At 75.3% G+C, this 21,965-nt stretch carries 13 protein-coding genes; 3 read left to right on the plus strand and 10 right to left on the minus strand.

Going from position 1 to position 21,965, the window contains the following annotated elements; all coding sequences use genetic code 11:
- Window positions 1-509 precede the first annotated feature (509 nt).
- From D9753_RS34510 to D9753_RS34555, 10 genes are all read right to left on the minus strand, one after another.
- Window positions 510-2,807: a lantibiotic dehydratase gene (locus D9753_RS34510; RefSeq protein ID WP_121790578.1), complete on the minus strand. Its 2,298-nt coding sequence runs from the start codon at window positions 2,805-2,807 to the stop codon at window positions 510-512.
- 11 nt (window positions 2,808-2,818) lie between these two features.
- Window positions 2,819-3,079, minus strand: coding sequence for an acyl carrier protein (locus D9753_RS34515; protein WP_121790579.1), 261 nt, complete (start codon window positions 3,077-3,079; stop codon window positions 2,819-2,821).
- A gap of 137 nt (window positions 3,080-3,216) precedes the next feature.
- On the minus strand, window positions 3,217-4,164 hold the full coding sequence (locus tag D9753_RS34520; RefSeq protein WP_121790580.1) for a threonine ammonia-lyase: 948 nt from the start codon (window positions 4,162-4,164) through the stop codon (window positions 3,217-3,219).
- Window positions 4,161-5,687 carry an amino acid adenylation domain-containing protein gene (locus D9753_RS34525; RefSeq protein WP_121790581.1) on the minus strand — a complete coding sequence of 509 codons (1,527 nt, stop codon included), beginning with the start codon at window positions 5,685-5,687 and terminating at the stop codon, window positions 4,161-4,163. Before D9753_RS34525 ends, D9753_RS34520 begins: the two co-directional genes overlap by 4 nt.
- Window positions 5,684-8,014, minus strand: coding sequence for a lantibiotic dehydratase (locus D9753_RS34530; RefSeq protein WP_121790582.1), 2,331 nt, complete (start codon window positions 8,012-8,014; stop codon window positions 5,684-5,686). Before D9753_RS34530 ends, D9753_RS34525 begins: the two co-directional genes overlap by 4 nt.
- Window positions 8,015-8,066: 52 nt before the next feature.
- Window positions 8,067-9,014 (minus strand): ornithine carbamoyltransferase, encoded by a 948-nt coding sequence (locus tag D9753_RS34535; RefSeq protein WP_121790583.1) that lies wholly within the window; start codon window positions 9,012-9,014, stop codon window positions 8,067-8,069.
- Between the two features lie 28 nt (window positions 9,015-9,042).
- On the minus strand, window positions 9,043-10,314 hold the full coding sequence (locus D9753_RS34540; RefSeq protein WP_121790584.1) for a diaminobutyrate--2-oxoglutarate transaminase: 1,272 nt from the start codon (window positions 10,312-10,314) through the stop codon (window positions 9,043-9,045).
- A 30-nt stretch (window positions 10,315-10,344) separates the two neighbouring features.
- The gene (locus tag D9753_RS34545; protein WP_121790585.1) at window positions 10,345-13,536 is read right to left on the minus strand and encodes a non-ribosomal peptide synthetase; all 3,192 of its coding nucleotides are present in this window, start codon (window positions 13,534-13,536) and stop codon (window positions 10,345-10,347) included.
- 166 nt (window positions 13,537-13,702) lie between these two features.
- Window positions 13,703-14,344: a helix-turn-helix transcriptional regulator gene (locus D9753_RS34550; RefSeq protein WP_205614336.1), complete on the minus strand. Its 642-nt coding sequence runs from the start codon at window positions 14,342-14,344 to the stop codon at window positions 13,703-13,705.
- A complete protein-coding gene (locus D9753_RS34555) occupies window positions 14,341-14,964 on the minus strand; it encodes a helix-turn-helix transcriptional regulator (protein WP_121790586.1) in 624 nt (207 codons plus the stop codon). The genes D9753_RS34550 and D9753_RS34555 overlap by 4 nt, the downstream gene beginning before the upstream one ends.
- Before the next feature lie 349 nt (window positions 14,965-15,313).
- On the opposite strand from D9753_RS34555, the gene D9753_RS34560 reads away from it, so the two are divergent.
- The 3 genes from D9753_RS34560 (at window position 15,314) to D9753_RS34570 (ending at window position 21,780) form a co-directional block, all read left to right on the plus strand.
- Window positions 15,314-18,463, plus strand: a complete 3,150-nt coding sequence (locus D9753_RS34560; RefSeq protein WP_240468368.1) for a type 2 lanthipeptide synthetase LanM family protein — start codon at window positions 15,314-15,316, stop codon at window positions 18,461-18,463.
- 131 nt (window positions 18,464-18,594) lie between these two features.
- On the plus strand, window positions 18,595-18,801 hold the full coding sequence (locus tag D9753_RS34565; RefSeq protein ID WP_121790588.1) for a hypothetical protein: 207 nt from the start codon (window positions 18,595-18,597) through the stop codon (window positions 18,799-18,801).
- A gap of 72 nt (window positions 18,802-18,873) precedes the next feature.
- Window positions 18,874-21,780 carry a helix-turn-helix transcriptional regulator gene (locus tag D9753_RS34570; RefSeq protein WP_121790589.1) on the plus strand — a complete coding sequence of 969 codons (2,907 nt, stop codon included), beginning with the start codon at window positions 18,874-18,876 and terminating at the stop codon, window positions 21,778-21,780.
- Window positions 21,781-21,965: the final 185 nt, after the last annotated feature.

The following is a 21,965-nucleotide window of genomic DNA, read 5'->3' on the forward strand; positions in this document are numbered from 1 at the left end:
CGGAGCGGGCGCCGCGGTCGGCGGGCCGGTGCGGCCGGCCGGTGGGAAGCCGAGCCCGAGCGGACGGCGAGGGCCCGCACCGCGAGGCGGGCCACGATGCGAGCGTCCCGGTCCTGAGGGAGCGCGGTACCGTCCCGACCGGTGTGGCCGCTGCCCCGCCCACCGATGTCGTCGTCCGACGGTTCGCCGAGCGGGACCACAGCGCCGCCCGCTGGACCGAGCCGGAGCGCCACGCCATCCCCTCGCGCCCGAGCCGCCGGAGCCGCCGGAGGCGTTCGTCCGCGACGCCCGCGCTGTCTTCGCCGGGCCCGGTGCCTCGCCGCGGCCGGCGCCCGGGTCGCGGCGCTGGTCACCTGCCGTCCGCGCCCGCACGGCACGACTCGTCGCGTCCACCGGACCGCCGGGCCGGCACCGCACGCGAGCGCGGGCCGGGCTCCTGATGCGGAGCCCGGCCCGGTTCGGCGGTGCGCGGTGGACCCTGGCTCGGGAGCGCGGGTCGGTCGGGAGGTTCAGTCGGTGACGGCGACGAGGCGTAGTTCGGAGGTGTAGCGCCGTCCCCGGTCGTCGGTGAGCCAGGCCTGTTCGGGGGTGGGGAGCATCTCGGTGACGGTGAGCCGGGCGTCGGGGTCCTTGCGGGCGAGGCGGCGGGCGGCCTTGGCGAGGATGTTGACGTAGACGGGGCTGTCGAAGTCGACGAAGAACGGGCGTGGTTCGGTGGGGGAGACGACGAAGACGAAGCGGGGCAGTTCGTGGGTGTCCCGCCACTGCCGGGCCCGGACGAACCGCCGGGCCTCGCTCTTGTCGTCGGCGAAGGCCAGCGCGGAACCGGCGAACCGCCAGGTCTCCCGGGCCACCGTCATCCGGTCGATGGTGACCCGGGGGGAGTGGTCGGCCTCCGGCAGGAGCCGGAACCGGTCCGTCACCAGCGTGGTCAGCACATGGGCGAAGACCTCGATCACCGGGAACACCGCGCCGTCGGGCAGTACCACGCAGAGCCGGTCGTCGCGGTGTTCCACCACGGCGTCGGCGCTCGGCACGGTCCGGTCGCGGTACGGGTCCGCCGTGTTGTCGAGGAGGGCGACCTGGTAGTCCTCCGGCCGTACCAGCGCGTGCCGGATCCGGGCGGACAGCCGGGACTTGTGCTCCTTCGGCAGCAGCGGCATCAGCCGTGGCGCCGGGTGGTCCCGGTCGGTCCGGTCGAAGAGTTCCCGGGGATCGGGATGCTGGTTGACGAACAGTTCGTTCCCCAGCGTGTTGGCGGCCAGGTGGAGTTCGCCGAGGGTGAGGTGGAACTCGCCGCGCTCCACGGCGGCGGCGTCCTCCGCGGCGATCATCACATCCGGGCTGACGTACCGCGCCGCGGTCCAGCCCGGCGCGGTGGCCGGCCCGAAGACCTCCGCCACCCGGTCGGCGATGTCCGCGCCGACGACCGTGACCCGGCGCAACCCCTGCGACGCCGGAAGGATCCGCTGCCAGCGGCGCTCGAACTCCGCCTGGAGTTCGGCGGCGTCGCAGACCGCGGCCCCGTGGAGGACCGGCATGCAGGCGAACCAGAAGGCGGCGAGGTCCACCGGCCGTCCGGGCCCGGTGCCGGCGCGCAGCCGCTCGTACACCTCGGTGACGCGCTCCGCCACGCGGGCGGCCAGGGCGGAGGCGAGCCAGGCGGTTGCGGACATCAGCAGGTCGAGCGGGGCGAGCGCGGCCAGCACGTGGCTGCCGAGCGTCACCCGGGCGGCGCGGCGGCTGTCCGAGTAGACCACGGCACGGCCGGGGGCCGTGGTGGTGCTCTTCTCGCGTTTGGCGGCCGCGTCGGTCACCTGTCGGAACATCTCCTCGACGCCGGTGAGAGCCGCGACCAGGCGCTCGGGATCCTCGGCTGCCGCCCGGACGGCCTCGACCGCGCCCTGCAGTTCGTCCAGCCGGGCGAGGGCGGCGGCGCGCAGGGCCGGCTCGCCGATCCGCTCCAGGCAGGTGCGCAGCCGGCGGTCGGGCCGGATGTCGGCGGGTACGTCGAGCCGCCAGGTGATCCAGCGCCGTCGGACCAGTTCGTCGAGCAGGGCGGCCACGTCCGTTCCCGGGCCGACCTCCTCCTGGAGGGCCGGGACGGAACGGGTGCCGTCGCACAGGCGCAGCACCCGGAGCGTCTCCGGCGGCACCGGGTGCGGCGGCCTGGCGGGGGTCCGTACGGCGTTCTCCTCCAACCGTACGTACGGCACCCGGCGGGGTGCCGTCCAGGCGTGCACCGCCGGGTCGGCGTCGATCTCCCGGGCCAGGGCGTCGACCGACCAACTGGACCAGAAGACCTCCGAGGACGCGGTCAGTCCCGTGCCCGGCTCGACGGTCATGCCGGGCCGGGAGGGGGCCAAGGTGCCCCAGCCGACCGGTCCGAAGAAGCCGATGGTGTCGTTCTTGACGCAGAACCGCTGCCAGTAGTGCGCGACGAGTTCCTCGCGCTGACGCTGCTTGAACGTCCGGCCCCCGGCCGCCGGTGACCAGTTGAGGAACGGCCGGATCGCCGAGTCGAGCACCCCCCGGTTCTGCCAGGCGACCGCTGCCCGGAACGGTCCGGAGGCGGCGATCTCCTGAGCGCTCGCGGCCGCCCGCACGGCGGCCTGTGTGAACTCCTCCTCGAAGGCCTTCCAGGCCGCGCCGGACAGCGCGTCCCTCGGCCCGAACTTGTCCGCGGCGGCGGCCAGGCCCTCCGGCGCGAGCCGGAGCACCCCGTCCGCCGGGAACCCCGCGCCGCGCACCGCGACCTGGTCCCACAGCCGCCAGCGACCGCTCAGAGAGACGGATCCCTCGTGCATCCCCGCGCCCCCTAGGCCGACGCGCGAGCGAGGGAGAGGTCGGCGACGACGACCTCCGCCAGCTCGGCCGGGGACGGGTAGGTGAAGACCAGGGCGACGGCGATCTCGGCGTCGAGCAGTTCCTGGAGACGGTCGACGATCTGGAAGGCGGCGAGCGAGTCGCCGCCCGCCTCGAAGAAGTCGCTCGCGGAGTCGAGGGTGTCGTCGCCGAGCGTCTCGCGGTAGTAGCCGGTGATCAGCCCGGTGAGTTCGGCGGTGTCGATGAGGTTCATGGCCTGTCCTTCTTCGAGTGGTGTGGGTGTGGACGAGGGAGCGGGGCGGAGCGGCGCGGTCGATGGGTCGACCGGTCGATGGGGCGATGGGCCGTGGGGCTGGTCGGTCCGCCGGCGGCCGGTCAGCGACCGGCCGGTCAGCGGCCGGTGCCGGCGTGCGCGGACCGGGCGGCGGCCAGGGCCACGGCGCTGTTGCCGCCGGAGACGACGACGGCGCTGCGGCCGGGGAGCCCGAGCCGGAGAGCGCCGGCCAGGGCGGCGGCGCCGCTCGGCTCGGCCGGAATGCCGGCGCGGTGCAGCAGGGTCATCGCGCGGAGCACGGCCCGGTCACCGACACCGATCAGCTCGTCGACCCGGTGCCGGACGATCGGTAGGATCACCTCGCCGGGCCGCTGACCGCGCAGCCCGTCCGCCACCGAGTCGCCGGGCGGCAGTTCCACCGGGCGGCCGGCGGCGACCGAGCGGGCGTAGCGGCGGGTCCGGTCGGGTTCCACGCCGATGATCCGGACCGCGCTGGAGAGGTGGGCGGCGGCGAGACAGACACCGGCCAGCAGGCCGCCACCGCCCACCGGCACGAAGATCGCGTCGAGGTCGGGGGCGTCCCGGAACACCTCCAGAGCGACGGTGCCCTGGCCTGCCACCACGAGTTCGTGGTCGGAGGAGGGCACCAGCACGGCCCTGGTGCGGGCGGCGAGGTCCTTGGCGTACCGGTCGCGGTCGGCCACCCCGCCGGACACCCGGACGACCCGGCCGCCGAGCGCCCGGATGGCCCGTTCCTTGGCCTCGGCCGCGCCGGCCGCCATCACCACGGTGACCCGGACGCCGAGAGTGCGGCCGAGCGTGGCCACCGCGATGCCGTGGTTGCCGGAGGAGCCGGCGACGACCTCGTCGGCGCCGAGCGCGAGCATCGCGTTGGCCGCGCCGCGGAGCTTGAACGACCCGCTGTGCTGGAGGTGTTCGGCCTTGAGCAGCAGTCCGGGCAGACAGTCGCGACGCAGCAGCGGGGTGTGCCGGACGTGCGGGGCGATCCGGTCGGCGGCGGCCGGCACGGCGGCCGGTCCGATCCGGGTGTCGGCGGCCGTCATGACACGGGCTCCGGCGCGCGGGCGCGCAGTGCCCGACGGTCGGCCTTGCCGCTGTGCGTGACGGGCAGGCGCTCCAGCCGGGTGAACCGCCTGGGCATCATGTGCGGCGGCAGGGTACGGGCCAGGTGCGCGCGCAACTGGGCGTCGGTGGTGCCGTCGAGCCGGCCGGTGACATGGGCGCCGAGCCAGGTCCGGCCCCGGTCGTCGGTCTCGGCGGTCACGACGGCGCCGGTGACCTCGGGGTGGGCGAGCAGGGCACCCTCGATCTCGGCCGGGTCCACCCGATGGCCGCGGATCTTGACCTGGCGGTCGGCCCGGCCGAGGTACTCCAGGGTGCCGTCGGGGGCGCGCCGGGCCAGGTCGCCGGTCCGGTACAGCCGCGCGCCGGGCGGTCCGTACGGATCGGGCGGGAACCGGTCGGCTGTCAGGCCGGGCTGCCCGCCGTAGCCGCGGGCGACGCCCGCGCCGCCGATGTGCACCTCGCCGGTCCACCCGTCCGGGACTTCGCGCCCCCGCGGGTCGAGCAGGCGTACGACGGTGCCGTCGACGGCGGTGCCGACGGTGTCGGCGGAGGTGTCGGGGACGGCCGGCACGTCGTATCGGGTGGAGGTCATGGTGCACTCGCTGGGCCCGTACTGGTTGACCAGCCGGCCGCCGATCAGAGCGCGACCGCCGGCGGCGAGGAAGGGGCGCAGCGACTCGCCGCTGGAGCAGACCAGGCGCAGGGTGCGCAGTCGTGCGGCCGCGCGGGGAGACTGCGCGAGGAAGCTCAGGAAGGAGGGGGTGGTGCTGAGGACGCTGTCCACGCCGTACTCGGCGACGGTGTCGGCGAAGGCCTCGGCGCCGAGCAGCCGCGCCCGTTCGACCAGGACGACGCTCCCGCCGGCGGCGAGCGGCGCGAAGGTGTCCCGGATCGACGCGTCGTAGCCGGGCGGGGCGAGCTGGAGGGTGACGGTGCCGGGACCGAGGGCGTTGTCGCGGACGACGGCGCGGAGGTACCTGTCCAGGCCGCCGTGCTCGATCAGGACGGGATTGGGGGCGCCGGTGGAGCCCGAGGTGTGGCTGACGTAGGCGAGCGAACGCGGATGGGGGGCGGGGAACGCGGTCGGCGGCGGGCCGTCGGCCGGGAGCCGGTCCAGCAGGACGGCGGGCGCGTCGAGCAGTGGTCCGAGGCGGCCGGCGAGGGCGGCGGAGGTGAGCAGGCGGGCCGCGCCGCCGCCGGCGGCGAGCGCGGCGAGCCGCCGGTCGGGCAGGCCGGTGTCGAGGGTGAGGAACGCCCCGCCGGCCCGGACGACCGCGGCGGTCGCGACCACGGCGTCGGCGCCGGGGGGCAGGGCCACCGCGCAGACCCGCTCCGGTCCCACGCCGTGGGCGGCGAGGTGGGCGGCGAGCCGGTCGATCCGGGCGGCGAGTTCGCCGTAGCACGTCGGGCCGTCGGCGGTCAGCAGGGCGGGGGAGTGCGGTGCGCGGTCGGCATGCGCGCGGATGTCCTCGACGAAGCTCGTCCGTGCGGGGGCGGTCATGCCGGCTCCCCGGGGGCGGTGCTCCGGTCGACGGCGACGAGGCGTAGTTCGGAGGTGTAGCGCCGTCCCCGGTCGTCGGTGAGCCAGGCCTGTTCGGGGGTGGGGAGCATCTCGGTGACGGTGAGCCGGGCGTCGGGGTCCTTGCGGGCGAGGCGGCGGGCGGCCTTGGCGAGGATGTTGACGTAGACGGGGCTGTCGAAGTCGACGAAGAACGGGCGTGGTTCGGTGGGGGAGACGACGAAGACGAAGCGGGGCAGTTCGTGGGTGTCCCGCCACTGCCGGGCCCGGACGAACCGCCGGGCCTCGCTCTTGTCGTCGGCGAAGGCCAGCGCGGAACCGGCGAACCGCCAGGTCTCCCGGGCGACGACGGTGGAGTCGATGGTGATCCGGGGCGAGTGGTCGCCGTCCGGGCGCAGGGTGAAGCGGTCCATCACACGGTTGGTGAGCGCGTGGCAGAACACGTCGAGCAGGTCGAAGACCGAGCCGTCGGGCAGCACGGCCGACAGCCGGCCCGCGCGCTCCTCCACCCGCACGTCGCCGGAGCGGACCGTACGTGGGCGGTGCGGATCGGCACTGTGGTCGCTGAGTGCGACGTAGTGGTCCTCCGGGCGTTCCAACGCCTGCCGGCTGCGGGCGGACCACTTCAGCGGAAGCTCCTTGGGCAGCATGGGGAGCAGCCGTGGGCCGGGGAAGTCGCGGGTGGTCTCGTCGATGAGTTGCGCGCGGTCGGGGTGCTGGTGGACGAAGAGCGACTGGCCGATGGTGTTCATCGCGACGTGCAGCTCGCCGATGACGAGCTGGAACTCGCCGCGTTCGACGGCGCCCAGGTCCTCGGCGATGATCATGAGGTCGGGGCTGACGTACCGGCTGAGCGACCAGCCGCGCCCGCCCGCGGGGAACGCCTCGCGAACCTGGTCGGCGATGGCGGCGCTGGAGAGCGAGACCCGCCTGGCGCCGGCCGGGGCGTCGATGATCCGCGCCCAGCGCTCGCGCAGCTCGGCCTGGATGCGCTCGATGTCGGTGAAGGACTCCGGGTGCGGGGCGGGCAGGCAGGCGAACCAGAGCGAGCCGAGGTCGACCCGCTCGTCCCGCTCCCGCAGCCGGAGGTAGGCCTCGCGGATGCGCGCGCCGACGGCCTCGGCGTACCGGTCGGTCATCCAGCGGGCGGCGGTCAGGCACAGCTCCAGCGGCGCGAGCTGCTCCAGGACGGCGGTGCCCACGGTCGCCGTGGCGGACCGGCGGCAGTCGGAGTACACGAGGGCGCGGTTGGGTGCGGTCCGGGCCCCCTTCTCGCGGACCGCCGAGACCTCGGTGATCTCGGCGAAGCCGGCCTCCAGGGCGGCGAGCGCGGCGGTCAGCTCCTCGGGGTCGGTGCCGGCCCGCTCGACCCGGTCGCGGCCGGTCTCCAGCACCGCCAGCTTGGCCAGGGCGGGCTCCCGTACCGCCGGGTCGCCGATGCGTTCCAGGAGGGTGCGCAGTTCCCGCTCGGGGTAGGTCCCGGCGGGCACGTCGAGCTTCCAGCCGATCAGGCGGTGGGAGACCAGCCGTTCCAGGGCCTCGGTCACCTCACCGGCCGGCAGGTCCCGGCCCAGCTCCCGGGCGGCCAGGTCGGTGATCTCGGCGGGGGTCCGGCGCCCGTCGCACAGGCGCAGGACGGTGAGGGCGGGTTCGGGGACCGGCTGCGGGGGGCGGCCGGGCAGGCGCACCGTGCCGTCGGTCACCCGGACGAACGGGACCTGGCGCGGCGGTGTCCACCAGCGCACCCGCGGGTCACGGTCGATGGCCTTCGCTAGGGCGTCCATCGACCAGCTTGAGAAGTAGACCCGGGACTCGGCGACCAAGCCGGTGCCGGGGTCCACCTCGACGCCGCGCCGGTGGGTGTCGAAGGTGCCCCAGCCGACCGGGCCGAAGAACCCGATGGTGTCGTTCTTGACGCAGAACCGCTGCCAGTAGTGGGCGACCAGCTCCTCGCGCTGGCGGGGCATGCTGGTGCGGCTCTCCGCGGACGGCGTCCAGTCGAGGAACGGCTTGATGCCGGTGCGGAGCACCGCGCGGTTCTGCCAGGCGACCGCGGCCCGGAACGGCGCCGAGGCGGCGATCTCCTGGAGGGCGCGCGCGGTCCGCACCGCGGCGGCGGCGAAGGCCTCCTCGAACGCCTCCCAGTCCGCCCCCGCCGGCACCTCCCCGGGGGCGAACTTGTCCGCGGCCGAGGCCAGGCCCTCCGGGGCCAGCCGGAGTACCCCCGCGGCGGGGAAGCCGGGTCCGCGGAGTGCGAAGTGCGTCCACAGGCGCCACCCGTCGCCGGGCATGCGTATGGTGTCGGACATTGCTGTGCTACCTCCCTGGGAAATGTGCGCCGGGCCGGCGGCCGGCCGGTCGTCAGGCCGGCTCTGCCGGGATGCCGCCGAGGCACCACTCCAGGACGGCGCGGGCGCTGTGGTACTTGTTCTCGGCCTGTTCGAACGCGATGCTCGCGGGGCCGTCCAGGACCTCGCCGGTCACCTCGTCGCCGCGGTGCGCGGGCAGGTCGTGCATGAAGACGGCGCCGGGGCAGGCCGCCAGCACGGCGGCGTCCACCTGGAACGGGGCGAAGACGCGCCGCCAGTCCGGGTCGTACTTGGTCGTGCCGGTCGTCTGCCAGCGCGTGGTGTAGACGATGTCGGCCTCCGGCAGGTCGGCCATGTCGTGCCGTTCCTCGACCAGCGCGCCGGACTCCTTGGCGTGGCCGCGGGCCCGGTCGAGGAAATCGAGGTCGAGTCCGTAGCCGGCCGGGGTCCGCAGGTGCAGCTCGGTGCCGGGGAACCGGCTGAGGGCCAGGGCGAGCGCCGAGGCGGTGTTGTTGCCCTCGCCGGCGTACAGCACCCGCAGCCCCTCGATCCGCCCGAAGCGGCCGAGCATCGTGGTGAGGTCGGTGAGGGCCTGGGTGGGGTGCTCGGCGGCGCTCATCGCGTTCACCACGGCCATCCGTCGCTGGGCGGCGTAGGCGCGCAGCTCCTCGGTGCTGCCGGCGGTACGCGCCACCAGCACGTCGAGCATGCCGGAGAGCACCTCGCCGGTGTCCTCGGAACTCTCCCCGGTGTTCTCCTGGAGGTCGCCGGGACCGTAGGTGATCAGCCGGCCGCCCAGCCGGAGCGCGCCGGCCGAGAACGCGGTCCGGGTGCGGGTGGACGTCTTGCGGAACAGCACGCCGACGACGGCGTCGGCGAGCGGTCGGGCGCCGTCGCACTCGCCGGCGGCGTACTGGGCGCCGCGGTGCACGAGCCAGCGCAGCTCCCGGTCGGTCAGGTCGTCGACGGAGATCAGGTGGTGGCGGTCGGGTCGAGGCATCGGACGTTCCTCCTCGGGTGGCCGGCCGTCAGTTCGCGCGCAGGGCGTCGTGCAGGATGCCGAGCCCCTCGTCGAGCAGGCCGGGTGTGACGGTCAGCGGGGGCATCACCTTGAGGACCTCGTCGTACCGGCCGCAGCGCTCGACGATCAGGCCGTGCTCGAAGGCGTGGCGCTGGACGCGCTCGGCCCGGTCGGCACCGCCGGCCCGGGCGGTGTCGATGCCGAGCACCATTCCCCGGCCGCGCAGGCCGAGGTCGGGGTCCAGCGCACCCACGTCGGCCCGGAACCGGGTGAGGCGCTGCGCGCCCTGCCGAAGGCCGGTCAGGAAGTCGTCCTGCTGCCACAGTTCGCACGCCGCGGTGGCCGCGACGAAGGCGAGCTGGTTGCCGCGGAACGTGCCGGTGTGCTCGCCGGGCTGCCAGAGGTCCAGCTCACGGCGGAACAGGGTGAGCGAGAGCGGCAGCCCGTAGCCGCTGAGGGACTTGGAGACGGTGACGATGTCCGGCACGATCCCGGATTCCTCGAAGCCGAAGAACGTGCCGGTACGACCGCAGCCGGTCTGGATCTCGTCCAGGATCAGCAGCACCCCGTACCGTTCGGTGACCTCGCGCAGCCGGCGCAGCCACTCCCGGCTCGCCGGGTGGACGCCGCCCTCCATCTGCACCGGTTCGACGACGACCGCCGCGGGCAGTTCGGTGCCGGAGGACGGGTCGGCCCACAGCCGCTCGATCAGGCCGATCGAGTCGAACGGGCCCAGCGGGCCGTCCTCGAAGGGGATGAAGGTCGTGTCCCCGCCGGCGACCGCGCCCGCGCGGCGGGCGCGGCGGCTGCCGGTGATCTCCAGCGAACCGCGCGACATACCGTGGTAGGCGCCGGTGAAGGCCGTCAGGCCGGTGCGACCGGTCGCCCGGCGGGCCAGCTTGAGGGCGGCCTCCACCGCGTCGGTCCCGGTCGGGCCGGTGAACTGCACCTTGTAGTCGAGGCCGCGGGGCCGCAGCACGACCTCGGTGAACCGGGTGAGGAAGTCGCGCTTGGCGACGGTGTGCAGGTCGAGGCCGTGCATGAGGCCGTCGTCGGAGAGGTAGTCGACGATCCGCCGCTTGACGGCGTCGTGGTTGTGCCCGTAGTTCAGGCTGCCGGCGCCGCAGAAGAAGTCGATGAAGGTCCGGCCGTCGTCGGTGTGCAGCAGCGCGCCCTTGGCGCGCTCGAACACCGCGGGGAAGGTGCGGCAGTACATGCGCACCTCGGACTCGATCTTCTCGAAGACGGAGGTGTCGGTGGTCACGGGGGCGAGGGTCATGGCGGTCCTTGGGCGAGAGGGCGGTTTCGGTCAGCGGCCGGCGGTCGTGCGGTCGCCGCGCGGGCGGGCGGTCAGCCGCGGCAGGGGGCCGTCCGCGGCCGACCGCGGGTAGCCGTCGAGGGCCGCGGCGAGGGCGGCGACGGTGGGGTGGTCGAACAGTGCCCGCACGGGGACGTCCACCCCGAGGGCGGCGCGCAGTCGCACGGACACCCGGGTGGCGAGCAGCGAGTGCCCGCCGAGCAGGAAGAAGTCGTCGTGGGCGCCGATCCCGGTGGCGCCCAGGACCTCCTCCCAGACCTCGGCCACGGACCGTTCCCGGGCGGTGCGCGGAGCGGTGGCCGGGCCGGCCGCCTGCGGCGCCGGCACCGGCAGCGCGTGGCGGTCGACCTTCCCGCTGACCGCGGTCGGGATGGCGTCCAGCAGGACGAACGCGGCCGGGACCAGGTGGTGGGGCAGGGAGTCGAGCAGCTCGGCGCGCAGGGCGTCGGGCGTGGGAGGGTTCCCGGCGTCCTCCGCGACCAGGTACGCGGTGAGCTGCTGGCCGCCGCCGGCGTCCGGCGTCGGGTGCACCACGGCGGCGCGGATGCCGTCGAGGGCGAGCAACGCGGCCTCGATCTCGCCCGGTTCGATCCGGTGGCCGCGGATCTTCACCTGGTGGTCGCTGCGGCCCAGGATCTCCAGCGAGCCGTCCGGGCGGAGCCTGCCGAGGTCGCCGGTGGCATAGAGCCGGCCGCCGGGCGCGGTGGCGTGCGGGTCGGGGAGGAAGACGCCGGCGGTCTGGGCAGGCCGCCCCCGGTAGCCCCAGGCGAGGCCTTCGCCGCCGATGCAGACCTGCCCGGTGCCGCCCTCGGCCACCGGCTCCAGCCGGTCGTCGAGCACCCGGACGGTGGTGTTCTCCAGCGCGCTCCACCGCCGTACCTGCCCGTCGGCACCGTGCCGGGCGACGCTGGTCCAGATCGTGGCCTCGGTCGGCCCGTAGAGGTCCAGGACCGGAGCGCCACCGGCGGCGAGCGCCGCGGCCAGGTCGGTGTGGAGCTTCTCGCCGCCGGACAGCACGGTCAGGCCGGGATCGGGCGTCCAGCCGGTGTCGACCAGCATCCGCAGCATCGACGGGGTGGCCTGGATCAGGTCCGGTCGGGCCTCGCCGATCAGACGGATCAGGCGCTCCGGGTCGCGGGCCTGCTCGCTGTCGGCCAGCACCAGCCGGGCGCCGGTCAGCAGCGGCAGGCACAGCTCCAGCATCGAGGGGTCGAAGGAGGCGGTGGTGACACCGAGGACGGTGGCCTGCGGCCCCAGCTCCAGCCGGGCCGTCATCGCGTGCAGGAAGTTGGTCAGGGCACGGTGCGGGATCTGCACGCCCTTGGGTGTGCCGGTCGAGCCGGACGTGTGGAAGACGTACGCGAGGTCGTCCGGGCCGGTGGTCCGGTCGAGCCGGTGCGCCGGTCCGGCCGGCGGCAGGGCGCCGTCGAGCAACAGGGTCCTCGCCTCCGTGCCGGCCACGCGTTCGGCCAGCGCGCCGGTGGTGACGACCACGGCGGCCCTGGTGTCCTCGATCAGGTGGCCGAGCCGCCGCGCGGGATGCAGGGGGTCGAGCGGGACGTAGGCGGCGTCCGCCTTGAGGACGGCGAGCAGGGCGACGAGGAGCCCGGTGCCGCGCTCCAGCAGGACGCCCACCCGGGTGCCGCGGCCGACGCCGAGGGCGCGCAGCCGGTGCGCCAGCCCGTCGGCCCGCTCGTCGAGCCCGGCGTAGCTCAGCTCGCCGTCCCCGGAGCGGACGGCGGTGGCGTCCGGGGTGCGGCGCACCTGCTGCTCGAACAGGTCGGTGACGGTCCGCGGGGGTACGGCGCGGGCGCTGCCGAGGCCGAGCGCGAGCCGGCGGCGGCGTTCGCCGTCGGGCAGCAGTTCGAGTTCGGCGGTGACGCCGACCAGCGGCTCGTCCGGGGCGGCGAGCATGCCGCGCAGCAGCCGGACGTAGTCCTCCGTGAGGCGGGCGGCCGTCGCGGGCGCGAACAGCGCGGTGGCGTACTGCAGGCGCAGCCCCAGGCTGCCGTCCGGGCGTCCGAGCAGGTCGAGCGCCAGATCGAACGGTGTCCCGGCGACCGGGGTGGGCACCAGTTCGACCGCCAGGCCGGGCAGGTCGGGCGGCTCGGCCTGGGAGTCGAGGGTCAGGAAGGAGACCTGGAAGAGGGGGTTGCGGCTGAGGTCGCGGGGCGGGGCCAGCTCGCCGACCACGCGTTCGAACGGTGTGTCGGCGTGTGTGAGGTCGGCCAGGGACGCGTCCCGGACCCGGTCCACCAGCTCGCCGAAGCTCGGCCGGCCGGACAGGTCGGCGCGCAGGACCACGGTGTTGACGAAGGGGCCGATGAGGTCGCGGGCGGCGGCATGGCCGCGGCCCGCGACCGGGGTGCCGACGGCGAAGTCGCTCTGTCCGCTGTACCGGCCAAGCTGGGCCTGGAATGCCGCGAGCAGCACCATGAACCGGGTGGCGCGGTGGGACCGGGCCAGCCGGTCGGCCTGTGCCACCAGGTCGGCCGGGAGGGTGCACCGGGTCACGGCGGCGGTGCCGTCGAACTCGGCGGGGCGGGGCCGGTCGGTCGGCAGGTCCAGTGGCGGCAGGCCCGCCAGCCGCGTGCGCCAGTGGTCGAGGCTGCGGGCGAGCCGGGGGCCGGCCGACCGCTCGCGCTGCCGGGCCGCGAGGTCGGCGTACTGCAGGGGAAGCTCCGGTAGCCCCTGGGAGACACCGGCGGTCCTGGCGCGATAGGCCGCGGCCAGATCGCGGGTGAAGATGTTCCAGGAGGAGAAGTCGAAGGCGATGTGGTGCACCACGACGGCCAGCAGGTGGTCGTCGGGCCCGAGCCGCGCCAGGGTGGCCCGCAGCGGCGGCGCGGTCGACAGGTCGACCGGCCCGTGCACCGCGCGCCCGAGGACCGCGGCGATGCCGGCCTCCCCGGCGGCGGGCGCCTCGACCGTGTCCAGCGGAACCTCCACCCGCGGGACCACGTATGCCCGCGGCTCGCCGTCGGCGGCCGAGTACCGGGTGCGCAGCACCTCGTGCCGGTCGACCACGTCGGCCAGGGCGCCGGCGAGGGCCTCGGCGTCGAGGTCGCCGCGCAGGCGCAGCGCCAGCGGAAGCAGATGGTCCGCCGTGCCGGGTCGCAGTTGGTCGAGGAACCACAGCCGTTGCTGCGAGAAGGATGTCGTCCGGCCGTCACCGCGGTCCACCGGCTCACCTCCAAGGAGTTGGGTAGGTCGTCGCCCGCCTCGGGTGGTCGGGGCACACCCGGAGCTTGCCGTTCTGGTGCGGCGGCACAGTAGGGAAGGAACGGCAGCAGGCGTCGCGGCTTTTGCTGCGTCAATGTCTCTGGTCGCGGCTGCCACCGGGACCGGGTCAGATCAGCCCGGTGCGGACGCCGTGCGCCACCGCGTGGGCCCGGTTGCGGACCTGGAGGCGGGTCATCAGGTCGTACATGACGTTCTTCACGGTGTGCTGGGAGCAGGAGAGTTCACGGGCGATGGCCGCGTTGCCGTGCCCCTCGGCGACCAGCGTGAGCACCGTCGTCTGCCGGGCCGTCAGCGGCGAGCCGGGGGTGGGGTGCCGCCGCTCGGCGTCGTCGCCGCCCGCCTCGCCGAGGAGGCGGACCAGGACGCCGTAGGGCATCCGGCCCTCCCCGTACCGGGCGCTGTGGACGGCGGTGAGCAGACGCTCCGGGGTGGCCTCGGCGGAATGCAGCATGGCCACCGCCCCGGCCCGGACGGCCCGCCGCACTCCCGCGGCGGTGAAGATGTCGGCGACCAGCAGGAGGGGCCCGCCGCCGGGCTCCGGCCAGCCGTCGAGCGCCGCACCGGGCGTCCGCCCGGCGGCCACCCGGACGGCCCCGTCGGAGTGTACGGCCGCCAGCTCGATGCCGGCCCGGCGCAGGCCGGCGGCCACCGTGTCGCGGGCCGCCCCGCCCGCCGGGCCGAGGTGCACGCGCAGCGCGCCGTCGCGCCGCCCGGCCTCCGGCGCCGCTTCGAGGACGAGGGCGGTCACAGCAGACCCGTCCGCAGGGCGTAGGCCACCGCGTGGGCGCGGTTGCGCAGCCGGAACCGCTGGGTGATGTCGCGGACCACGGTGGTCACGGTCCGCGCGGAGTAGCACAGTTCCTTGGCGATCTCGTCGGTCTCCCGGCCGTCGGCCACCATCCGCAGGACCGCGCGTTCGCGCTCGTCCAGGCCCCAGTCAGGTCCGTGCCCCCGCGCGCCGGGCTGCGCGTCGGTCTCGGTGCTCTGGTCGAGGAGGCCGTCGATCAGGTCGGGGGGCACGGTGCAGTCGCCGCCGGCCACGGTCAGCACGGTCCGCGCCAGCCGGTCGGCGTTGACCTCGTTCCGGCGCAGGAGGCCGCGGGCCCCGGCGTTGATGGCGTCCGCGGCCTCGGCCGGGGACAGGTCGGAGGCGATCACGATGATGGCGGGCCTGTGCGGGCCGGTGCCGGTCGCGTTCACCAGGTCGAGTTCCCGGCGGCCCACTCGGTCGAAGATCACGACGGCCACGTCCGCCTTCTCCTCCGGCTGGACCAGCGTGATGTCCGGGTTGCCGGACAGGGCGCTGACGGCGCCGGCTTCGAGCAGCGGGTCCAGAGCCACGACGCAAAGCGGTAGGGGGTTGCCCATGTGCACTCCTCGGTCAGCGTGCGACGAACCTCTCGGCGAGGAGTTTCGGCAACCCGTACGCCGCACCGCATGGGGTGCGATCACCCGCATTTCCGCACCCCGCCGGCCCCGCCCCGGGGCCGCACACCGGCGGCCCGGCCACAGACGGCCGGGCACCGCCGGGCGGCACCGGCCGCCGGGAGCCCGGTGACGCGGAAGCGGCGCCGCCGTGGTCGCTCGGGGGCCCCGCCGCGCCGCCCGGCGGCGCAAAGGGGGGCGCGGCGGTGACGGCGACTGGGTAGTCCGCCGCGAAATGTACGGGTGCCCCTCCCCTGTACGGGCGGGTGACGCCGCTGGAAGAGTGGCGGATGTGACCACAACCGACACCGCATCCCCCGTCACGGGGGTGACGCCCTCCTGGTGGGCGCCGGCCGCGACACTGCGCGAACGGCTGTCGGCCCCGTACCCGCCGGCGGCGCCGGCGGCGGGCCCCGCCGCCGGGCCGCGCACCCGCTCGGCGGTCGAGCAGGCCTGCGAGTCCGTGCGCTCGGCCCGACTGGGCGCCGACGCCCGGCTGGTGGCGGCGCTCGCCGCCGAACCGCCGGCCCGGCTGGCCGGCCGGCTCGCCAAGCCGCAGTGGGCGGTGTTCGTGGAGGGGGCGGTCACCGCGGCTCCGGAGACACCCGAGGGCGTCCGCGCGGGCGCGGTGACCGTGCCCGCCGACGCGGCGGACGGGGCGGCGGTGTTCGAACCGGTGCTGCGCCCGCTGGTGACGGCGGCCGTCGCCGAACTGGTCGAACAAGCCGGGACGGGCGGCGCCGAGCCCGGCGAGGTGGCGGTGTTCGCCCGGGAGTACGCGCACTGGCTGGCACGGCGGCTGGCCAAGGCGGCCGCCCGGACACTGGTCGTCGAGCTCGCCGCCGCGCGGGACGCGGGCGACCTGTCCGGCGCCACCGCGGCGGACCGGTTCGCCGACTTCGCCGCCCGGGCGGGCACCAGGGCGGGACTCGCCCGGTTCTTCACCGGATACCCGGTGCTCGCCCGTCTGCTGGCCCGGACCTGCCGGCACACCGCCCGGTCCGGCGCCGAGCTGCTGACACGGCTCGCCGCCGACCGGCGGAAGCTGGCCGACGCACTGTTCGGCGGGCGGGACCCCGGCCCACTGACCGCCGTACGGCTGGGGCTGGGAGACCTGCACCAGCAGGGCAGGTCGGTGGCGGTGCTCCGGTTCGCCGACGGCAGCGCGGTCTACAAGCCGCGGCCGGTCGACCAGCACGCCCTGCTCGACCACATGGCCGGCTGGCTGGACGCCAAGGTGCCCGGCCTGGGACTGCGCACCCCGCGCTGGGTGGCCGGGGACGGCTACGGATGGCTGGAGTACATCGACCACCGGACGTGCCGTTCGCTGACCGAGATCGACCGGTTCCACCGTCGGCAGGGCGCGCTGATCGCGCTGGCCTACACCCTCGAAGGGGTGGACCTGCACTGCGAGAACCTCCTCGCCCACGGCGACCAGCCCGTGCTCGTCGACGTAGAGACACTGCTGCACCCCGTCCTGCGGGAAGGGGGAACCACCCGGCCGGATCCGGCCGCCGGGGCGCACGCCTCCTCGGTGCACCGTACCTGCCTGCTGCCGCAGCTCATGCTGGGCGAGCTGGGCGCCGTCGACATTTCCGCGCTGGGCGGCGCACCCGGCGGGGAGTTCCCCAACACCCGGATGATCTGGGAGGACGCCGGCACGGACCGGATGCGCCTGGTCCGCCGCCCGGCGCCGTTCACCGGCGCGCTCAACCGGCCGTACAGCGCCGCGACGGCACCCAGGAGTGCCGACCGGCTGGCCGCGGTCCTGGCCGGATTCCGCACCGGGTACGACGCCGTCGTCCGGCACCGCGACGAACTGTCCGGCCCGGCCGCGCCGCTGGCCGCCGGCGCGGACGCGGTCGGCCGGCTCGTGGCCCGTCCCACCGTGCTGTACGCCACCCTGCTGGAGGAGGCGACCCATCCGCAGGTGCTGCGCGACGGGCTCGACCGGGACGCCATGTTCGCGGTGCTGTGGGCCGAGTCGGACGGCGACCCGGCCCGCCAGGCCCTCATCGAGTACGAGATCGCCGACCTGTGGGACGGCGACGTCCCCGTCTTCTTCCACCGGCCCGGCTCACCGGAGGTCTTCGCCTCGGACGGCAGCCCGGTGGACGGCGTCCTGGACACCTCCGGCCTCGCCTCGGCACGGGCGAAGCTCGCCACCATGAGCACCGTCGACCGCCACGCCCAGGAGTGGATCATCTCGGCCACCCTGGCGTCCACGGAACCGGGCGCCGCCGGACCCCGCCACCGGGTGGGTCGCCGGGCCCGCCCGGCTCCCGCCGCCCTGTCGGAACCCTCCGCGCTGCTGGCCGCCGCCACCGGGATCGCCGACGAGATCGCCGGCCGGTCCGTCCGCGGGCACGGGCGGGTCAACTGGATCGGCCTGGAGGCGGTCGACGACCGCTGGACGGTACTGCCCATGGGCGCCGGACTGGCCCAGGGGTACACCGGGGTGGCCCTGTTCCTGGCCCAGTTCGGCGCGCTCACCGGCTCCGCCCGGCACACCGAGCTGGCCCGGGCGGCACTCGCCCCGGTGCCCGAACTCGTCGCCGCGATCGCCGCCGACCCGGCGCTGAGCCGGGCCGTGGGCCCGGGCGGCTTCGAAGGCCTGGGCGGCGTCTGTTACGCCCTCGCACGGGTGGCCACCCTGGTCGGCGACGACCTCGCCGCGTGCCTGCCGACGGCGCTGGACGCCCTGGCGCTGGCGGCGCTCGGCGACGACACCCCACCGGACGTGTCGGCCGGCCTGGCCGGAGCGCTCGCCGCCCTGCACGCGGTGCACCGCGAGCGCGGACTGCCGCAGGCCGCCGAACTCGCCGACCGGATCGCCGAACGGCTGCTGCGGCTCGGGCCGGCCGGCCGGCCCGGCGACGGGCTGCCGGAGCGCTTCGGCTTCGCCTTCGGCGAGGCCGGGATCGGCTGGGCCCTCACCCGGCACGCCCGGTTCGCCGGCGGCCCGCTGGGCGCACGGGCCGGCGCGGCGGGCCGGGCCAGGCTGACCGCCGCACTCGCGGCGGCGGACCGGCTCGACGTGGGCTGGTGTTCCGGCGCGACCGGCGTCGTGCTGGCGGCGGCCGACGCCGGACTCTGTCCGCAGCCGGCGGACGGCCCGGCCCGGGACGCGAGCCGCCGGCTCACCGAGCACCCACCCGTGGCCGACCTCAGCCTGTGCCACGGCGAGCTGGGCATCGCGGAGGCGGTGGCCGCCCTCGCCGGGCGCGGCCACGCCGAGGCGCGGACCAGCCTGACCGGCCGGATCGGCCCGGTCCTCGGAGTGCTCCACGACTGGGGGCCGCGCTGCGGGACGCCCGGGCACGTACCGACGCCCGGCCTGCTCACCGGGCTGTCGGGCATCGGCTACCAGCTCCTCCGGCTGGGCTTCGCCGACACCGTGCCCTCGGTCCTGCTGCTCGACCCCGCCCCGGGCGGCGGGTAGGGCCGAGCGCCCTGGTACCGCCGTCCGTCCGGTGCCCGCGGCGCGGACACCACGACGACCTTCTCGGACAGTGCAACAGTTGACAACAGAACGATCCCAGGTCGGATCGCTTTCCATGGAAAGGAAGACCCATGTCCCACTTCCTGCAGAACGGTACCGTCCGCGGCGAGGCCACAAGCGCGTCCGCGACGGGCACCGACCCGGCCGGCGAGATCCGACTGGTCCGCTGGAACGGGGCGTGCGCCAGGACCCGGGCGCTGGCCGGAATGAACCTCGGCAGCGGTGTGGTGATCGGCCTCGGCTCCGCCAGCATGACCACCGTGTCGGTGCCGTTCTGACCTGCCGTCACCCACGATCCCGTCCGAGCAGGTGTGCGACCTTCGTGAGACAAGTGACTACTATCCGGAGGTATGCGTCTGCGGGCAGCTCATCTCATTGGCCGTGAGGCCGAAGTCACCGAGCTCGGCGAATCGTTGCAGGATCTGGACCGGTCACGCGGAGGCACGGCGTTTCTGGTCGGAGAGGGGGGAATCGGTAAGTCGCGGCTGGTCGCCGAGTTGATCGGATCGGCACTGGACGCCGGCGTCCGGGTCCTGAGGGGCCGGAGCAGCACCATCGGACCGATGGTGCCGCTCCGGCCGCTCACCGAGGCCCTGATGCCGCTCTCCCGCGGCGGGGTGACACCCGACGAGGCGAGCCTCGGGCCGTACCGCCCGGTGCTCGGGCGGCTCATCCCGGGCTGGAGCACCGGCGCCCCCGACCAGGGATCGACGGTGGTGCTCGCCGAGGCGGTCCTGCGGCTGCTCGCCTCCGCCGGCCGCGAGAAGGGCTGCCTGCTCGTGCTGGAGGACCTGCACGACGCCGACACCGAGACCCTCGCCGTCGTCGAGTACCTGGTGGACAACCTGGAACAGCAGCCGCTGATGCTGGTGGCGACCATCCGGTCGGAGCCCGGCGAGGCGCTGCGCCTCGCCGAGTCCGCCGGGCGCCGTGGCAGCGCGACGGTGTTCCGGCTGGCACCGCTGGACGCCGACCAGGTCGGCCGGATGATCGCCTCCTGCCTGGACACCGACCCCGGCCTGATGCCCGCCGAGGTGCTCCTCCAGATGTGGGAGGACAGCGCGGGCATCCCGTTACTGGTCGAGGAGCTCCTCCAGGGCGCGGTCGCCGGCGGCTCGCTCGTCCGCGAGGGCGCCGCCTGGCGGGTGGTCGGCGACCTGCGCCGCAACATGCCCAGGGCGCTGCTGGAGGGCGCCATCCACCGCATCGACCAGCTCGGCCCGCAAGGGCGGACCCTCCTCTCCGCCGCCGCCGTGCTGGGCCGGCGGTTCCCCCTGTCGGTGCTCCAGTTGATGACCGGCGTCGACGACCGGAGCCTGCTCACCCACCTGCACGCGAGCGTGGCCGCCCGGCTGGTCGCGGCCGACGAACCCGCCCCCGACTGGTACGCGTTCCAGCATCCGCTGACCGCCGAGGCGCTGCTCGCGCAGCTCACCCCGACCGCCCGGGCCGCCCTGTCCCACCAGGCCGCGAACGCGATCGAGGCCCTCAACCCCGGCCTGCCGGGCGACTGGTGCCCACTGGCGGCGACCCTGCGCGCCGACGCCGGCGACCCCGTCCGGGCCGGCCGGCTGTTCACCGAGGCCGGGCGCCGTGCCCTCGCCGACGGCTCGGTCGGATCCGCGGTCGCCCTGCTCGACCGCGCCGAGCGGTTGCTGGCGGGGGGCGGCGACTTCGCCGCCCGCGCCGAAGCCCTGGAGGCACTCCTGCCCGCGCTCGCGGAGACCGGCGACCTGACCCGCGCCCTCAGCCTCTCCGGCAGCCTGCGCGAACTCGTCGGAGCCGGCCTGGGCGCGGCCCGGCTGGCGGCCCTGCACACCCGCCTCGCGCACGTGGCGTACCGGGCGGGTCGCTGGGCCGACGGCAACAACCAGATCGAACGGGCCCGCGCCCTGCTGGGGACGGCGCCGGACGAGGCCCACACCGCGCTCACCGACGTGGTGGAGGCGTACCTGTGCCTCGACACGCCCGGACAGGACCGCACCCAGCGGGCCGAGCGGCTGGCCCGGGCCGCGCTCGGCACCGCCGAGCGGCACGGCCTGCCCCTGGTCGCCTGCCAGGCGTGGGAGCTGCTGGGCGTGGTCGCCCGCGAACGCGACCTGTCGGAGGCCAGCACCTACCTGGAACGGGCGATGAGCACCGCCGAGCGGCACAGCCTGCCGCTCCAGCGGATGTACGCGCTCACCCGCCTCGGCGGCATCCGCTGGCTGGACGACGGCAGCACCGCCACCCTGGACGAGGCCCGCACGGAGGCACGCCGGCTGGGCGCGGTCACCGTCGTCTACGACATCGACGGAATCCTCACCCTGCACGATGTGCTGTGCGGCCGGTTCACCGAGGCCCGGGCGCTGGGCGACGAGACGCTGACCATGGCAGCCCGCCTGAAGCTGACACCCGTGGCCCGCTACCTGCTGATGACCCGCTCGGTGCTGGCGGCCCACCAGGGCGACCGGACCGCCATGGAGGAGGCCTTGACCGACTTCAGACGCTGGGGCGGGAACTGCTCACCCGAGGAGCCGCTGGCCCTCGGCCTGGCCCAGGTCTTCTGCGCCCTCCTGGAGGAGGACCGGGACCGGGCGGCCCGGAACATGGCCGACCTCCAGGCGCTGGAGGCCGAGAACCCGACCACCTTCCACCTGAGTGGACGGCACGGCCTCGGCCTGCTGCTCGACACCCTGGACGGCCGGGCCGACCGCGACCACCTCGACCGGGTGGCCGCCAGTGCCGCGGGACGGATGCGGTGGAACCGCCACTTCGTCCTGCTCGCCGAGGCCGTCCTGCTCGGCCGGGAGGGCCGGCCGGAGCCGGCCGGACGCACGGCACTTCTCGCCCAGAAGGCGGGCGCGCTCTACCCCACCGCCCGCCACCTCGGGCAGCGGCTGGTCGCGGAGGAGGCCCACGCGCTGAGCTGGGGCGATCCGGAAAGATGGCTGCGGGAAGCCGAGCACCACTTCCGCGAGACCTCCGCCACCGCGGTGGTCGGCGCTTGCCGGACCCTCCTCCGCGCGATCGGCGCGCCGGTACGCCAGCACCGCACCGGCAGCGATCAGATCCCGCCGGAGCTGCGCCTCAGGGGCATGACGGTCCGCGAGTACGAGATCTTCCGGCTGCTGGCCGACCGCCCCAGCAACAAGGACATCGCCGCCCGGCTCTTCATATCGCCGCGCACCGTCGAGAAACACGTCGCCAGCCTGATCGCCAAGACCGGGCTGCCCAACCGCTCCCAGCTCTGCGCCCTGGCGGCGGAGCAGTCCTGACCCCGGACAGGCCCCCGCCCCGGTGCGACGCCCGCCCGGAACGGCCGGACACGGGCCGCCCGTCGCGTGCCGCCTCGGGTCCCTCGGGCTGATCGACACTGTATAAGGGGGTGAATGCCGGGGATGCCCGGCGACCCGCGTCGCCGAGGGATGCGCGGGTCCCGTGGCAGCGACCGGAAGGGCCA

Source organism: Streptomyces dangxiongensis, from assembly GCF_003675325.1.
Taxonomy (GTDB): Bacteria; Actinomycetota; Actinomycetes; order Streptomycetales; family Streptomycetaceae; genus Streptomyces; species Streptomyces dangxiongensis.

Bases quoted from the DNA above. Each gene is read 5' to 3' on its own strand.
- D9753_RS34555 (WP_121790586.1), bottom strand. From the start codon at position 14,964: ATGGGCAACCCCCTACCGCTTTGCGTCGTGGCTCTGGACCCGCTGCTC.
- D9753_RS34570 (WP_121790589.1), top strand. From the start codon at position 18,874: ATGCGTCTGCGGGCAGCTCATCTCATTGGCCGTGAGGCCGAAGTCACC.
- D9753_RS34565 (WP_121790588.1), top strand. From the start codon at position 18,595: ATGTCCCACTTCCTGCAGAACGGTACCGTCCGCGGCGAGGCCACAAGC.
- D9753_RS34515 (WP_121790579.1), bottom strand. From the start codon at position 3,079: ATGAACCTCATCGACACCGCCGAACTCACCGGGCTGATCACCGGCTAC.
- D9753_RS34520 (WP_121790580.1), bottom strand. From the start codon at position 4,164: ATGACGGCCGCCGACACCCGGATCGGACCGGCCGCCGTGCCGGCCGCC.
- D9753_RS34510 (WP_121790578.1), bottom strand. From the start codon at position 2,807: ATGCACGAGGGATCCGTCTCTCTGAGCGGTCGCTGGCGGCTGTGGGAC.
- D9753_RS34525 (WP_121790581.1), bottom strand. From the start codon at position 5,687: ATGACCGCCCCCGCACGGACGAGCTTCGTCGAGGACATCCGCGCGCAT.
- D9753_RS34535 (WP_121790583.1), bottom strand. From the start codon at position 9,014: ATGCCTCGACCCGACCGCCACCACCTGATCTCCGTCGACGACCTGACC.
- D9753_RS34540 (WP_121790584.1), bottom strand. From the start codon at position 10,314: ATGACCCTCGCCCCCGTGACCACCGACACCTCCGTCTTCGAGAAGATC.
- D9753_RS34530 (WP_121790582.1), bottom strand. From the start codon at position 8,014: ATGTCCGACACCATACGCATGCCCGGCGACGGGTGGCGCCTGTGGACG.